The organism is Paraburkholderia sp. SECH4 (assembly GCF_030511745.1).
In the GTDB taxonomy this organism is placed as follows: Bacteria; Pseudomonadota; Gammaproteobacteria; order Burkholderiales; family Burkholderiaceae; genus Paraburkholderia; species Paraburkholderia madseniana.
On record NZ_JALOCP010000020.1, the window covers coordinates 89145 to 103955 of the forward strand.

13 protein-coding genes and 3 pseudogenes are annotated in these 14811 nt (G+C 57.1%); 2 read left to right on the forward strand and 14 right to left on the reverse strand.

The genetic code is table 11. The features are described 5' to 3' along the window. The first annotated feature begins 40 nt into the window (after nucleotides 1–40). Nucleotides 41–1030 (forward strand): zinc-dependent alcohol dehydrogenase family protein, encoded by a 990-nt coding sequence (locus M0D67_RS24880; protein ID WP_266240112.1) that lies wholly within the window; start codon nucleotides 41–43, stop codon nucleotides 1028–1030. A gap of 436 nt (nucleotides 1031–1466) precedes the next feature. Here the strand turns inward: M0D67_RS24880 and M0D67_RS24885 are convergent, their stop codons facing one another. The 9 genes and pseudogenes from M0D67_RS24885 to M0D67_RS24925 form a co-directional block, all read right to left on the reverse strand. After that, on the reverse strand, nucleotides 1467–2090 hold the full coding sequence (locus M0D67_RS24885; RefSeq protein WP_266240113.1) for a LysR substrate-binding domain-containing protein: 624 nt from the start codon (nucleotides 2088–2090) through the stop codon (nucleotides 1467–1469). A 120-nt stretch (nucleotides 2091–2210) separates the two neighbouring features. Next, a pseudogene (locus M0D67_RS42120) lies at nucleotides 2211–2282 on the reverse strand (hypothetical protein); the annotation flags it as partial. Nucleotides 2283–2380: 98 nt separating this feature from the next. Continuing rightward, nucleotides 2381–3346 (reverse strand): D-2-hydroxyacid dehydrogenase family protein, encoded by a 966-nt coding sequence (locus M0D67_RS24895; protein WP_266240114.1) that lies wholly within the window; start codon nucleotides 3344–3346, stop codon nucleotides 2381–2383. Nucleotides 3347–3501: 155 nt separating this feature from the next. After that, nucleotides 3502–4077 (reverse strand): GNAT family N-acetyltransferase, encoded by a 576-nt coding sequence (locus tag M0D67_RS24900; protein ID WP_266240115.1) that lies wholly within the window; start codon nucleotides 4075–4077, stop codon nucleotides 3502–3504. 413 nt (nucleotides 4078–4490) lie between these two features. Beyond that, nucleotides 4491–5510 carry an NADP-dependent oxidoreductase gene (locus M0D67_RS24905; RefSeq protein WP_266240116.1) on the reverse strand — a complete coding sequence of 340 codons (1020 nt, stop codon included), beginning with the start codon at nucleotides 5508–5510 and terminating at the stop codon, nucleotides 4491–4493. Nucleotides 5511–5632: 122 nt separating this feature from the next. Continuing rightward, nucleotides 5633–6397: an SDR family NAD(P)-dependent oxidoreductase gene (locus tag M0D67_RS24910; protein WP_266240117.1), complete on the reverse strand. Its 765-nt coding sequence runs from the start codon at nucleotides 6395–6397 to the stop codon at nucleotides 5633–5635. A 295-nt stretch (nucleotides 6398–6692) separates the two neighbouring features. Continuing rightward, nucleotides 6693–7772, reverse strand: coding sequence for a LysR family transcriptional regulator (locus M0D67_RS24915; RefSeq protein ID WP_266240118.1), 1080 nt, complete (start codon nucleotides 7770–7772; stop codon nucleotides 6693–6695). Between the two features lie 136 nt (nucleotides 7773–7908). Then, entirely contained in the window at nucleotides 7909–8223 is a 315-nt protein-coding gene (locus tag M0D67_RS24920; RefSeq protein WP_308101892.1) for a DUF3331 domain-containing protein, read from the reverse strand. Nucleotides 8224–8352: 129 nt separating this feature from the next. Then, nucleotides 8353–8460 (reverse strand): annotated as a pseudogene (locus M0D67_RS24925) (catalase); the annotation flags it as partial. 268 nt (nucleotides 8461–8728) lie between these two features. Here M0D67_RS24925 and M0D67_RS24930 point away from each other — a divergent pair. Continuing rightward, nucleotides 8729–9049, forward strand: a pseudogene (locus tag M0D67_RS24930) ((2Fe-2S)-binding protein); the annotation flags it as partial. Between the two features lie 642 nt (nucleotides 9050–9691). Here the strand turns inward: M0D67_RS24930 and M0D67_RS24935 are convergent. The 5 genes from M0D67_RS24935 to M0D67_RS42125 form a co-directional block, all read right to left on the reverse strand. Beyond that, nucleotides 9692–10519, reverse strand: coding sequence for an alpha/beta fold hydrolase (locus tag M0D67_RS24935; RefSeq protein ID WP_266240119.1), 828 nt, complete (start codon nucleotides 10517–10519; stop codon nucleotides 9692–9694). Between the two features lie 399 nt (nucleotides 10520–10918). Continuing rightward, nucleotides 10919–11554: a response regulator transcription factor gene (locus tag M0D67_RS24940; RefSeq protein ID WP_266240120.1), complete on the reverse strand. Its 636-nt coding sequence runs from the start codon at nucleotides 11552–11554 to the stop codon at nucleotides 10919–10921. Nucleotides 11555–11896: 342 nt separating this feature from the next. Beyond that, entirely contained in the window at nucleotides 11897–12808 is a 912-nt protein-coding gene (locus M0D67_RS24945) for an AraC family transcriptional regulator (protein ID WP_266240121.1), read from the reverse strand. A 165-nt stretch (nucleotides 12809–12973) separates the two neighbouring features. Continuing rightward, the gene (locus M0D67_RS24950; RefSeq protein WP_266240122.1) at nucleotides 12974–13501 is read right to left on the reverse strand and encodes a TetR/AcrR family transcriptional regulator; all 528 of its coding nucleotides are present in this window, start codon (nucleotides 13499–13501) and stop codon (nucleotides 12974–12976) included. A 936-nt stretch (nucleotides 13502–14437) separates the two neighbouring features. Beyond that, a complete protein-coding gene (locus M0D67_RS42125; protein WP_308112593.1) occupies nucleotides 14438–14620 on the reverse strand; it encodes a transposase in 183 nt (60 codons plus the stop codon). Between the last annotated feature and the right edge of the window lie 191 nt (nucleotides 14621–14811).

Sequence of the window (14811 nt, forward strand, 5' to 3'; positions counted from 1 at the left end):
TGCAATTAGCTGCGGCATACCACCAAATTACAGGCTTACCATGTCACGTATTATTCAATTTGCCACCACCGGCGGCCCTGAAGTGCTTTCCTACAAGGACGTGAACGTCGCGGAGCCGGCAGCCGGCGAAGTACGCATCTGCGTCAAGGCCATCGGCTTGAACCGCGCCGAATCCATGTGGCGCGCCGGCGCATATATCGAGGAAGTCAAGCTGCCGGCCCGACTTGGTTACGAGGCGGCCGGTATCGTCGATGCGGTGGGTCCTGGCGTCACGCAGTTTGCAGTTGGCGACGCCGTCAACACAGTGCCAGCATTTTCGCAGAACCAGTACGGCATGTACGGTGAACTGGTCCTCGCGCCGGTGTCGGCCGTCGTGCCACATCCGCCATCGCTGACGTTCGAGCAGGCGTCGTCGATCTGGATGATGTTCATCACCGTCTACGGTGCCTTCATCGAGGCAGCCAAGCTGGGTGCGGGCGACGTGGTGTTGATTCCGGCGGCATCGAGTAGCGTGGGCATAGCCGCAATTCAGCTGGCAAATATGGTCGGGGCTACACCGATCGCGCTGACCCGCACCGGCGCCAAGCGCGAACAACTCCTCGACGCCGGTGCCGCCTTCGTCATCGCCACCGAAGAACAAGACATGGTGGCCGAGGTGCTGCGCATCACTGACGGTGTTGGCGCGCGCGTAGTGTTCGATCCCGTCGGCGGCCCTAGCCTCGGCAAGCTGATCGAGGCTATGACGACGAACGGTATTCTGCTCGTATACGGCGCGCTGAGCGAGGAGCCATCGCAGCTGTCCTACTTGGATCTGCTGATTAAGCTGCCGACTATTGTCGGTTACACGATCTGGAACACCAGTAGCGACCCAGTCCGTCAAAAGGCTGCAGTTGACTTCATCCTCGCTGGTCTCGCATCCGGCGCGTTGAAGCCGATGATTGACAAGACATTCACGTTCAATGAAATGGTCGAGGCGCACCGCTACCTTGAATCGAACGGTCAGTTCGGCAAGATCGTCGTGACTGTATAAGCGCGTCGAAATCCAGCGGCAGGCGGGCAACTCCGCTAGCCGCTGTGACACAAACCCACTATTGATAGAAGGTCCCCATGTAACCATTACCGACGCGCGCTCGCTGCGCCAGTTCCGCCCCTGTGGCGCTTGTCGTCACCCTACCGGCGGTGGACGTGGAACTGGAGATAGCAAGGCGACCGATCGAAGTGGAGCACATAATAGTGTCGTCCTCCAAGACAGCGCGGGCGTTCCCACGGAATGTGCACGCCACGCCTACATGACACAACCGGCATCACGATGCACACGCCCGCACTACTGCCGGCTAGCGGATTCCTCAAACGATGCCTTTCTGACGGATATCGTGGATGACTACCGCCGGGTCCGTCGACCTCCCCTATGGAACACATCCTCAGTACATTGGCGGGAAAGCGGCTGCGTCTGATTTACAGCGTGTTCAGGTTTCTCCGAACAACCTTTCAATAACCCTATCACTAGCATCCGCGCGGCGCACGCATACGACAAGTTCCCGCTTCGCCCACGTCTCATCGAGCTTCAATACGCGCGTACCCGGCAAGCGGTACAGGTCCGCGTTGCTCGCGGGTAATATGCCGACTCCCATGCCGACCTGCACCATCCTGCTCAGCGCGTCGTACGACGATACCTGGACCTTCGCCCGCAGCGTTTTTCCTGCCTTGCTCGCCTCCGTCATCATCTGGAAGCGCAGATGCGTGCCTGCGCGGAGCACCACATGTTCATAGTCGAGCGTTTCCGAGAACGTGACATGCCGGCGCTTCGCCAACGAATGAGCGGACGGGACGAGAACCTTTAGCTCATCGGTGCGGAACGGATGAACTTCGATGTCGGCGCTACGCGGCAGGCGCGTAAAGACGCCGATCTCCGCAACGTTTTCTGCCACGCTCTCGGTGATGGCAAGGCTATCGCGTTCCAACAGCGAGATATTGACGTCCGGATAGCGCTCGCTAAACGATTTGACGATGGGTGGCATGAAGGTCGAAATCGCCGAGATATTGACGAGCACGCGCACGGATCCTCGCAGACCGTCCGAGTATGCTTTCATCTGCAGAGCGATATTGCGTAAGTCGTCTAGCACGTCGCGCGCGAGTATCGACAGGTTGACGCCGGCCGCCGTCGGCGCAATACCCTTGTTTGTCCGCGTGAGTAGCGGCGTGCCGAAGACCTCTTCGAGTTCTCTGAGGCGCTTGCTGACAGCGGGCGCGGCAATATGCTCGAGCTCGGCCGCACCGGCGATCGTCCTTCATCCACTACGCGTACGAAAAGCTTGAGAGAAACAGGATCGAGCTTCAATGCGCGCTCCCAGCCACTTTGCGCACAAGGCTTTGCAGCGTGTTATGCATGGGCGGGCCGTTGCGGCTCATCGAGCCATTCCACTATGTTGCGCACCGTATCGCCGTAGAACGTCTGGTACATCTCACGCGTCACATAGCCGATATGCGGCGTAGCGAGCACGTTGTCCAGCGAGCGCAGCGGGTGCGTCAGTTCGAGCGGCTCGGAATCGTACACATCGATGGCGGCGCCTGCGATCCGCCCGCTCTCCAGTGCGGTGAGCAACGCCACCATATCGACAATCGGACCGCGGGACGTATTGACGATGCGGCTCGTGGGCTTCATTCTGGCAAGCTCCGCAGCGCCGACAAGACCTCGGGTCCGTTTGCTCAGGCGGGTGTGGATCGACAGAAAGTCAGAAGTGGAGAACAGCGTATCTTTGTCGACCAGTTCAACGCCTTTCGATTCCGCACGCTCTGCCGTCAGGTTCTGGCTCCAGGCAATCACATTCATCCTGAACGCGCGGCCTATCACACCGACCGCCGAACCAATATGCCCAAGCCCGAGAAGGCCCAGGGTTTTGCCAGCCAGTTGCGTTCCGAGCCTGAGCTGCCAACCGCCTTCACGCACGGATTGATTCTCAGCAGGGATATTGCGGGCCATGGCCAGAATCATCGCCCAGGTGAATTCGATGGTCGGCGTGGACGAGTATCCCGTGTGGACGACTTTGATGCCGTGCTCAGCCGCCGCATCCGTGTCGATTGACGCGTTGCCCGTGCCCGTCGAGGTAATCAGCTTGAGACTGGGCAGGCACTCAATAATCTGACGTGTGAGTGGCGTGCGTTCACGCATCACACACAACACTTCGAATGGTTTTAGACGTTCGATAACCTGCGTGGTTTCCGTCACGTGGTCGTTGAACACCGTGATTTCCGCGCGGTCTTTCAGCGGAGACCAGTCAGCCACGTCGAGCGCGACATTCTGATAGTCGTCGAGAACGGCGACTCTGATATGGGATGAGCTAGACATGTGTTACCTCTTCCAAGGATAAAGCGGCTGCCGTAAGCGCCAGCCACCGCGCAACAATGAATGGCAGGACTGCGCTAGTTCGACGCAATGTGCGATTTAACGCTGGTGTCAGGCATCGGTGGCGCTGCTGGCTCGATCGCGCAAGTCAACTCAATCTAGTCGCGCGAATGCAGGTCACGGGACAACTTCGTGATGGCCTCCGCCCCCGTTTCGTAAGACAGCATGAACCCAAGCCGTCGCCCCAAGCCGATCATCGCGTTGTTTTCGCTCAACGTCGTACCGTACAACCGCCTCACACCTGATTGCTTAGCAAGATCAATCAAGCTGGAGAGTAGACATATGCCAAGGCCTTTTCCATGCCAAGCATCGCTGATGACGATCGCCAACTCGGCCTCGCTCTTACCCAAATCCACCACGTATCGCGCAACTCCAATCTGCTGTTCCCGTCCGTCGACTGAGATAGTCGCGATGAGAGCACCCTCACGTTGCCGGTCGATGTGGGTCCAACGATATATCTCGTCGTCAGACGGCCACCTTCCGGACATCAACCGCATGTACCTCGTCGACCGCGACAAGCCGTCGGCGAAATTGCGTTCGAGTTCAAAATCGCCTGGCTCAATCGGACGCAACAGCACCCAGGTGCCGTCAATCATCTGCCACCGGCGTCGCTCGATTCTGGCCGAGGTATCCACGCCTGTCCCGCGGTGCGGATAATGTTCTGTATCGGTCATGTTCGTCGCCCTGTCTTTGCCAAACAAATCGCCAGAAAATCTTGGCATCGATCGGATACGCGCACGCGTCCCGGTGCACACGTACCTACTTTCATGATCGACCACGAGGTCCATTCGAAAGAGGATGGCCGACGAGTCTTCGGATAACTGACAGTGATACATCAAACGTGCACTGTTGTCGCCTGAATGACATTGAAATCGAATAACCGACATTCATGGGAGATCTTCTTGATCCTAGTGTAGGTTTAGTGACATCAATCAAGGTCGTGTCATCCATAATCTTGGCGGTAACAATCATGAATCGATTGGCGGGGTCGCGACCGGACGGTTCACTCCCATAACTGAATCCCTTGATGCTCACAAGCATCGGGACTAGATTCAATCTGGGCGTGCGGTGAACGATAAGCCTGAGATCAGCTCGCAACCCGAACCAGCAGCTTGCCGAAATTTCGACCGCTCAACATGCCGATGAAGGCGGTCGGCGTGTTCTCCAATCCGTCGACAATGTCTTCCTTGTACCTGATCTCACCGCTCTTGACGCGGGCGCCGATTTCGCGAAGGAAGTCCGGGTATAACTCTGCGAAATCGTAGTTAATGAATCCGCGGATGGTGAGGCTTTTGCTCAGGACGTCGCGCATGGTGCCGGGCAGTCGATCTGGTCCCGGAAATTCAGATACACCGAATTGGCTAATGAGACCACATACTGGCACCCTTGCAAACCTGTTGAGCAAGGGTGCCACTGCGCGCCAAATGGCGTCGCCGACATTTTCGAAATAGACATCGACGCCGTTCGGACATGTCTCGGCAAGACGTTCTGCGAAGTCGGGCGCCTGATGGTCAACGCATGAATCGAAGCCGAGCTCGTTTCGTACGAAAGCGCATTTCTCCGGCCCACCTGCGATGCCGACGGCGCGGGCGCCCGCCATGCGAGCCAGTTGCCCGACCGTAGCCCCGACTGGACCGCTGGCAGCCGCTACAACCACCGTTTCGCCTGGCTTGGGCTGGCCGATGACACGCATGCCGGAATAGGCAGTGAAGCCTGGCATGCCAAGTACTCCGAGACGTGTTGTCAAGGGCGCGTCAGCGGAATCGATCTTTCGAACGCCTTCGCCATCGGAAATGGCATGTGTCTGCCAGCCAGAGTGAGCGAGAACGATATCTCCGACGGCGTACCCGGCATGATGGGATTCGATTACCTCGGCGATGCACTCACCTGTCATGACATCGCCGATAGCAACAGACGGGGCATATGATTTCGCGATGTCCATCCGTCCCCGCATGTAGGGATCGAGAGACAGGTAGAGTGTCCTGAGCAGCAGTTCCTGGGCACCTGGCTTCGGAACAGGTAACTGCTCAAGGCGGAAATCGCCCTCGGTTGGTTTTCCCTTCGGACGGGACGCTAAGACAATTCTTTGGGCGTTTTCGTTGGTCATCTTGACTCTCCGATCTATGCTACGTTGCGGTTTTTGCTGGCACGTCAATGTGCGTGGTCCACCCACATGGCCAACGCGACGTCTGCCTGTGGCATTCCCGCCAATGATGTCAATCAGGACATTCAGGCCGTAGCACCACCGTCTACGCTGATGTTTTGCCCGTGAATGTAGTGACCAGCCGCGGAAACCAGCAACAGGGCCAGTCCAGCGACGTCGTCCGGCTCGGCGATGCGACCCATGGGGATACCCAAGGCAATCTTTCTTTCACGCTCGGGATCCTCCCAAAGCACCCTTGAGAAATCGGTTCGCACCGCGCCAGGATTAATAGAATTAACATTGATGTTCGACGGCCCGAGTGCGAGCGCAAGATTACGCACCAGTTGGTCAACGGCCGCCTTTGACATTGCATACAAACCCAGCATTGTCGACCCGCGCTTTGCTGCCCGACTCGACATGAAGACGATCGATCCATCCTTGCGTAAAATCATCTGCGGAGCGAGTGCCTTCACAAGTGCAAAGCTACCGCGTACGTTGCCAGCCATGACGGTGTCAAACTGCGCAACCGTATGATCAAGTATCGATCCATCCGGCGAAGTACCTGCCGCGTTCAACACGAGCGAATCGACCCGTCCAAATGCTGCTAGCGCCTGCGACGCAAAGCGATCGACGCTCTCTGGTTCCGTAATGTCGCAAGAAATTGCCTTGATTGCGATGCCGTCTTCTTTCTGCAGTCGAATGGCAACCGCATCGGCTACTTCCTGACTACGTCCGGAAATCACGACCTTCGCCCCAGCCGCACCTAGTGCGCGGGCGATCGCCAGACCCATTCCCTTGGTTGCACCTGTCACCACGGCAACGCGACCACTAAGATCAAAAAGCTTGCTCACGATTGTTGCTCCATTCGTCACTCTTTAGGACGCGAACCGTAGAAAAATTGCCTATCCATTTCGCCTGCTATACAGGTAGAAGCACAGCGACCCACCCAATATGTGCGTATGCACTTACATGCATGATCTTACGAATCTGCCCTCGCTGTCAACCGATAGACGGGCGGCCTTTACCCGAATATGAGACGCATCAGCGCAATCACGAGCGCTCCAGATGCGCTAAAGCGAAACGGCGTATCGATGTCCGAAAATGGCAGAACGCACTTCCCCCGGTAGTATCAACGAGCGCTTCCCTTCATGCCGCCCCATATGGCTGTAAACTGGTTTCCTCCCCGCAGGTATCGACGACGCGGAAGGGCGTCGAACCAGCGGAATTTTTGCGGGCTTTGGGTGCCTTATGTAGTTGCGATTCCTGCGTGGAGTGGTTCGATGGCATGACCTCGCATGGCGCGGTCTGCTGCCGGGGACCATCGACCAAAAGTGGGGAGCGTTGGAACAATTCGGATATCCAGTCAACAAAGGCACGCATGGTGCGCGATAGATGCCGGTTTTGTGGATACACGACGGACACTGCGATTGACTTCGGTTTGTACGCCGGAAGAAGTTCCCTCAATTCTCCGGAGCGCAGGTACGGCAGGCTCATGAAGCGCGGGATCTGAATGATTCCGAGCCCCTTTAAGGCGCACGCCAGATAGGCTTCTATGTCGTTGACTGCGACGCTAGAACGCAGACTTACGTCAACGGTTTTTCCGATGACTTGAAACTGCAAATCGGACGCACGGACTACCCAGGGACAGGGATATCGTACGCCGAAATGCGTCTGCAGTTCGTCGAATGACCGCGGAACCCCGCACTGCTCCAGATAGCGCGGCGCGGCTACGGTAACGAGCTGCAGCGTGCCGATGCGCTTGGCCACGAGGTTTGAGTCCGTCAGCGCGCCGAGCTTGATACCGCAGTCGACCGCCTCCTGAATAATATTAACGGGTTTATCGCCGAAGCCGATAGTGAGATGGATGTCAGGGTAGCGTCTTCGGAAGTCGTCTAGCGCCGGGATGATCAATATCTTCCCGACAGCACCCGGAGTATCGATGCGAAGTCGACCTCGGGGAGTGTTCCCTGCCATTGACACGCTGTCCTCCAATTCCTTCATATCCGCCAGTATCTTTACGGAACGTTCATAAAACTCCGCACCTTCTGGCGTCAAGCCGAGCCTTCGGGTCGAGCGGTGCAACAGGCGAACATTCAGATGGGATTCCAGATTTTTGACAATGACGGTGACGGACGCCCGCGCGAGATCAAGGGTGTCGGCCGCACGGGCAAAACTTCCGGCCTCAACCACCCTTGTGAACACTAGCATCGCTTGTAGCCTATCCATCTGTAATCCTTATCATGCATTGAGTATTTGCATCGTCTAAAACCGAACTTATCTGTCTTTCCAGACTCTTGAAAAAGGCGAACGGAGGGCAATCTTCGCCAGTCAGGTGCCCTTGCTCCAGCAAGGTACTTGGTAGCTAAACATCGACTACCACGCGTTCGATATGCGCCGCGAGAATCATGGCGTCCGCATTAACGGGCGTCGCCCGACCTGGGAAGGGCTTATAGATTGCATCGCCCCTACGAATTTCGTCTCCGCTCATTGCGCAGAAGCCGTTGCGCAAGGCAATCGCATGGCGCCAGATCTGGTCACCGTAGTGGCCGCAACTCACCGAGCACCAATTGACCGTCACCGTTCTGGAGCTTGGTCGACCGGTCACGCACACTTTGAGTCCAAGCGGTAGGCCGCCATCGCGACGAAGTTGAGCAGGACAGCTATGAGGCAGTTGCACTTCAACCGCAGCGTCCTCACCGTGATTCAGACAGCGAAGCAAGACGAGTGTTTGAGTCCACGGATCGCGTTGCAATTTGATCTCCAATACAAACCCACCGACGCACAATGGTGCTAAGCGTTCGGATCTTCAATCAGTAGTCGCTACGCTGACTGGGTTGAATGCGGCCCGCTCCACCCCGACAAAGTACTTGTCAATATTGCGATTCAGTTCCATCACGCCAGCCTCGATAGACGGGCAGTCTTTCTTTGCTCATACCTTAATCAGATGAGTTAGGCATGTAAGAAATCACAGAGTGAAGGGTGAAAATAGGGGCTGAATATTAGACTCCGTGACAAAGTCACTACTCAAGACTGCCGAAGGCAAGATGGAAAGCTCACTGTGTTCACCGTGATGATAAGGCTACCCAGAAGGTCCTCCACTACCCAAATCGAGGTATCCTGCTGAAGTACGCAGAGGGCTAAGAACTCTCGCTGCGCGTGAATGCTGTTGCGCTGGTCCGCCCCGCTCCTGCGTTGCGCCGGTAGCTGCGCTGGCCGGCAAAAAAATTATCACCATCGAAGCACTTGGCAATACCGCGGCCGGCAAGCTCATCCAGAACGCCAGGCGCGAACTTGAGGTCGTGCAGTGCGGCTACTGCCAGTGTGGCCAGATCATGTCCGCCGCGGCTCTGCTGGCCCAGAATCCTCACCCCAGCGACGCTGACATCGATACCGCCATGACTGGCAACATCTGCCGCTGCGGCACCCACGTACGCATCCGCGCGGCGATCACACTGGCCGCGCGGAATGCACACGGCGATGCCCTCGCCTCCAAGGCCGAGTAGGTGTGGCCGGGAGCTTTGAGAAACTCGTCGAACGCGCCCTACCCGCCGACGTGTGCCTGCGAACGTTCCTCAAGGCTGGCGGCGCTGCCGACTGTGGTCTGCTGATTTGCATCGGACTGTCCGGCCTGATAAGCGTAGCCGAAGCGGCAAAGGAGTCTGCCGAGTTCGCGCCGAACGCCTGGATCCGCATCGGCACCGACGGGCACCTCGCTTGTCGTAAGCCAGGTCGTAAGCCAGGTCGAAATGGGCCAGGGTACTTATGTTTCAGCGAGCCCGGCACCTCGGCATTGGCGCCTGTGGTACTCCATGCCATCCACGCCGCTACAGGCAAAAGACCGCGAAACCTACCTATAGACATGTCTCAGCCTGTTTCCATCTGAGATTGACCGTTTACTATCCCGTCACACATATATTTCCGCCAACTACCAGGGATCGCCCGCGAGTGCTGGAACACGAATCAACAGAGTGTGCAATGAACAGACGCGAATGTCTGGTCGGCCGTCTCCGCCAATACTTCAGGCCGGGTGGCAAACTGCGGGTTATGGAGCAACGATCCGCATTCGATGGCAGCCGGCGAATGCGGCCGCGATGATTCAAACGATCCATATCAAGCCGTGCACGAAGACGTTATGAGCCAGCGTATCACTCGCTCAAGAAATGCAATGCATGCTGGACAAAGCGCGAGGGATACTGAAAGATCGCGCCTTGGCCTGCGTCCGGGTACAGGATCAACTGCGCGTTGGCAAGATGCCTAAACATGTCTATAGCGTTGACATTCGGGAGCATTGTGTCATGGCTTCCGCCGACCAGTAATACCGGCTGTTGAATGGCCTTGAGCACACTGTTGGTTGGGTCCTTGGAAGCGCACCAGCCAATGAGCGCTTTCGCCTGCTGACGCATTATTTCTTCGCCGCTGTCCGGGTCGCGTCCGGCAGTTCGCACACTTGTGCGCTTTAGAAAATCCAATCCGGCTGCACGACTGGCCTCGGAACTAGTGAAAAACAACGGCAACCGCAGGTCCGGAGCATCCTTTTGAGCGATTGCGTCCTGAAGCGCTTCCATCAGGTGCTCCTCGCCACCCTGCGGGGCGGTACCTGCGAGAATAACTTTTCCGATTCCGCCCGGATACTCAGACGCAAGGACTTGGGCGACCATGCCACCTAACGAAAATCCGAGCAGATCGACACTGGGCGCGCACAGTGTTGAGATGAACGCTGCTGCATCCTCTGCCATTTGATCGATGTTGTCCGGCGTCTTACCGCTGGTCCCTCCGACCCCAGTGTTGTTGAATACGATCACGGGCCTACGCCGTGACAGTTCGTTGACGACCGCCGGATCCCAAGAGTCCATGGTACCTGAGAAATGTTGCAGGCAGACCAGTGGCCTCCCGCGGCGCGGGCCAAGCCAACGGAAGCTGAAACGAATTCCTGTTTTCCTAACGAACTCCGTAGCTGCGATCTCAATTGACATAGGCTCCTCGCAGATGATTCGCCACTTTTATGCGCCTGAAACCCAAGCGCCCGGCGATTCATGCGGCTGGCCAACCGGCGCAACGCCGTGCCAAAGCGCCGCCCGACAGGGAACGGATCCCAGCCTTCGCCTTCGCCGCTGGAATCCGTAGTCTCGATGGATAGCCTATCCAACGCCAGGATAGCCGACCATATCGAAATGTTGTTAGAAGCTCCTACGGCCCTTCGGGTATCGAAGCGATTCGCGAAAGCAAGCGCCGCAGGCTGCCCCTCCACGTCTGCCACAGTAACTCGTCGCCGAACTACGTGACGAATTAATAGATGGGCTGACGCACCTTGCGTCGAAATATGGCGTGCCGGAGTTCCTTCTGGAAGCAAGGCCCGCTCTGTCACGGATGGCTCAGACCGGAATGAGCCCCTGCTTGATCGCCATCACTACCGCATGGGTTCTGTCTCGCGCACCCATCTTTTCGAGGATATGCTTTATATGAACCTTCACAGTTTCTTCGGAAATATTCATTTGAGCTGCGACGGTCTTGGTCGCGCTGAACTCAGCTACAAGCCTCAGCACCTCGATCTCGCGGTCAGAGAGTTCATACTTGGCGAGTGTGCGTCCCAGCAGCTGCACAATGGCGCGCGGAAGCCGTATTTGGCCTGCATGCACGATCCGTATGGTGTCCGCAAGCTCCTCTGGCATCGCGTCCTTCGTCAGAAATCCCTTCGCGCCTGCCCTGATGGCAGCACGGGCTTGCGCCTCGCTGTTGTAGGTCGTGAGTGCAACGACCTCAATGACAGGCATCTCCTGCCGAATCTCACGGATCAGGGTGAGTCCGCTTAGGGTCCGCAATTGAAGGTCGACCAACACGACGTCAGGAGCCTGACGTCGGCAGTATTCGGCAATTTGCAAGGCGTCGCCGACATCGTCGGCCCACTCCATATCCTGCAAAGTACCGATAAAAAAAGCGATGCCTTGCCGCATCAGCGGAGTTTCGAGAGCACAGGCTACGCGGATTCTCGATTGACGGTGTTCGTTCATATCCGTTCATCCTGGAACGAGCCAGTACCTGATCTAGCAGGAGCGCGCAGTTCGCCTCCCTAGCATCACTGCGCCTGAGACCAATACTCCGCGACGGCGGCGCAGTCATGCTTATCGAGGAGAGTCTTGCCCACCTTCAGTACGATCACCTTGTTCGCTTACACCGAGTTCCCTCCCGTTCCCGGCTTCTCTCTAGTGCTTCAATCACCGCCGGCATCTGAGACGGCACGCCGTCGTTCTTCGCCGAAATTGACCTAATGCTAGGAGATCAAATGCCCTTGGTCGTGGACGATTCAATTGTCTTTTGGACAAACGTCCTGAGCGATATGAAAGAGCCAGGTCCTATCGGCACCTTTGCAGGCGGCGCCATTCGCGAGGACTGCAACCCTGGATGCGAGTAAAAACACGGGATAGGTGGCTCTGGTCGCAGAATCCGCACAAGATTGCGACCTCCACAATAGCGATGTCTGTATCCCGCAGCATTGCTTTGGCGTTTTCTATCCTTCGGCGGAGAAGCCACTGATGGGGCGCCATATGCATGGTCTGGCGAAACGCCTTCGTGAAATAGCTCGAGGACAGGTTGCATTCGCGGGCCAGATCGCCGATCGACGGATTGTTCGTCAGGTTCGTCTCGATGTAATCGATAACGTCACGGATCTGTCTGGGTGACAGGGGGGCAGTGTACCGACTACGGCTTGCAGGGACACCGCCATAAACGCTGATCACGTGTTCGTGAAACGCGAGTGCGATGTAGTCGATGAAGGCCGCACTGACCTTATCGGGATTGTCCAAAGCTGGCACGAGCATCTGAGCCAGGTGAAACATGATGCGATCTTGCTGGCCAAACATCCGCTGTCGCAGGCCACCGACTCGCCGCAAGCCGCGGTCGTATGCCAGGTCATCGATGGTTTTCTGGGAAATGTAACAGCGCACATTGTCGAATTCGGTTTCAAGACCCACGGTCGGCCTGGCACTTAAATCGAACAGGAATGCCCGACCCGGCTCCTGCCTCTCCGGCAACGCGACCACCTTATTGGCGTAACGAAAATCCGAGAACGCAGCCGAGATCAACGGTACCTGAAAGGTGAATGCTTCTTCCGGTAGCGGACTGATGGAGCGCCCGCGCTGAGCGCGCTCACTGCGCATTCTGGAAAACACAATGGGGCTGGTGCCCGGCAATCTCGCTTCGAGCGTCGGCGCTTTGACCAGATGGAATCGCCGGACCAAGGCGCTTTCGAAAGATAAAGAAGCCATGACAGAGGTACCCGTTCTCGAACGTTTGCCACTCCAATCAATGATACGACCGGTCGTCTCATTTATTCAAGTAAAATCGGGAGCCTTCCGTGCTGAGGAAGTTACGATGCAAACGTTGGGAACCCTACAGCGGCACATCCGCCAGCGTGCCGTCCTAGGTTAGGCTCAGACAATGATGCTCGAAAACACAACCTTGACGAAATACTTCAATGCCTTCGGGCTCTTCTCGACACGCGTCCGCAAGATCGCCCCCTCGTAAGAGTCGATCAGGAACGCAGCCAAATCGTCGGCCTTCAGGTCCGTGCGGATGGTACCCTGCTCCTGTCCTTCCGCTATGGCTGCCGAAATTTGTTCGCCCCAGACGTTCAGCACACTTAGGAGCATCTCGCGAATCAGCGGTGTCTCGTCCGACACCTCGGCCATGAATTTCCCGACCAGGCAGCCATCATTGCACCGAGAGAAATACTCGTTGAGCGCCGCGAAGTGCCTCTTGAGGCGGGTAAGTGCGGGAACCTCAGGATTATTGAGGATGCTTCGATCAGTGCTGCCCTTCCCGTATTCTGTGACGATCTCTGCTGCCAGAGCCTCCTTGCTCTTGAAATGATTGTAAAAGGAACCCTTGGGGACCACCGCCGCCTCAGTGATGTCCTGAACGCTGCAGCCGTTGAATCCGCGTTCGGTGAACAGTTTCATGCCGGCTTCGAGAACGGCATTTCGAGAGTTAGGGCGAGCCAAGTGGATCCTTGCAACTGATTGTCTTGTGGGGGTTGGGCCGATCGCGCGGACCGGCTCCAATTGAGGAGTGAAGCCGCCCCGACACTCGTCTGATTTTACTACCTTTTGAAGACTGTGGCTTGGCAGCTCAAGGCTTCCGATCGCAGTCAATACCGAGTTTCGCTCTTCCTCCTCGGCTTTGAATACGGCGCAATCATTAATCCCGGGTGCCGGCGGGGCGATGTGCCACGTTGAGAATCGTGGCTCCGCCCGCGCTCGAACGAAAGCCGGAGCATGCATGCTGTCTACGACGCCCTCGGCTGCCGACATCGTCCAGTCGTGCGTAGGCACAGCGCGGCAAAATCGACCGCAATCTGGCGACCTCCATGTTGCTCATGGCCACCCAATCGTCGGCTGTGTCGACAAGCTTGCGCTGGCAGCGAATCACGTCGTCAGTGAAACGGCATGTCGGCGACCATTCTCGGGGTTGTCGTGGCCAGAAGGATGGCCTCTCATAAGCTCAACCGAGCTTGCGGGAATGTCGAGGGCCCTGAGGACGTCGACGAGCAATAGATCGAGACTCTGCGCCCCGCCGCCGACCGCAAGGGCAAAGTGATGCCAGCAGGCAACGTCAGTTCTGGTAGCAGATCAAGGCGCGCATCCAAAATCCCGAAGGAGCAGGTATCGTGAGTAACAGTCGGCTTACTAGCGGTTACAGTAGCCGCAATAGTGCATCAGCGTCTCATTGTATGACTTGTGTGGCGCCTCCATTTTGACTTGCTTCTCGCCGTGGGGCGTGGCGTGTCAGGCATTCGAAGCACCGCGTCGCGAGCATGCTGCAGGGCAACAAAGCGAGATTAAAGGAACGAACGCAAATGAAACACGCGTTGGGGAGAAGCTCGCGCGGGGTTGCCTTTAACTCACGGGGACATTTGACCGTTTGTGCAGCCAAACCCATCTGCACAACTGGTTGGCATTCACTCCAGCCTTCAGGGCCACGCCAGACAACGATGCGCCCTGTTGCAGGCAGCCCTCGATCAGCCGTCGCTTGTCCGCCGGGTCGAAGCTGCGCTTGCGGTCGACACCAACGCGTGTCACCCGCCAAGGGCAAAAAGCTCAGATCATCCTGGGTCAGGGATTGCGTCAGCAAGTTGTCGTTGCGGACACAATCGTGGACCTTCTCAAGCACGGTAGCTAGGTGTGCGGAATCTCGCGCTTACGACTGACTACATGCTTGCTCACCCCGCTGATCTTTCCCGACGACATTGATACGCTCAAAGCGATGGTCG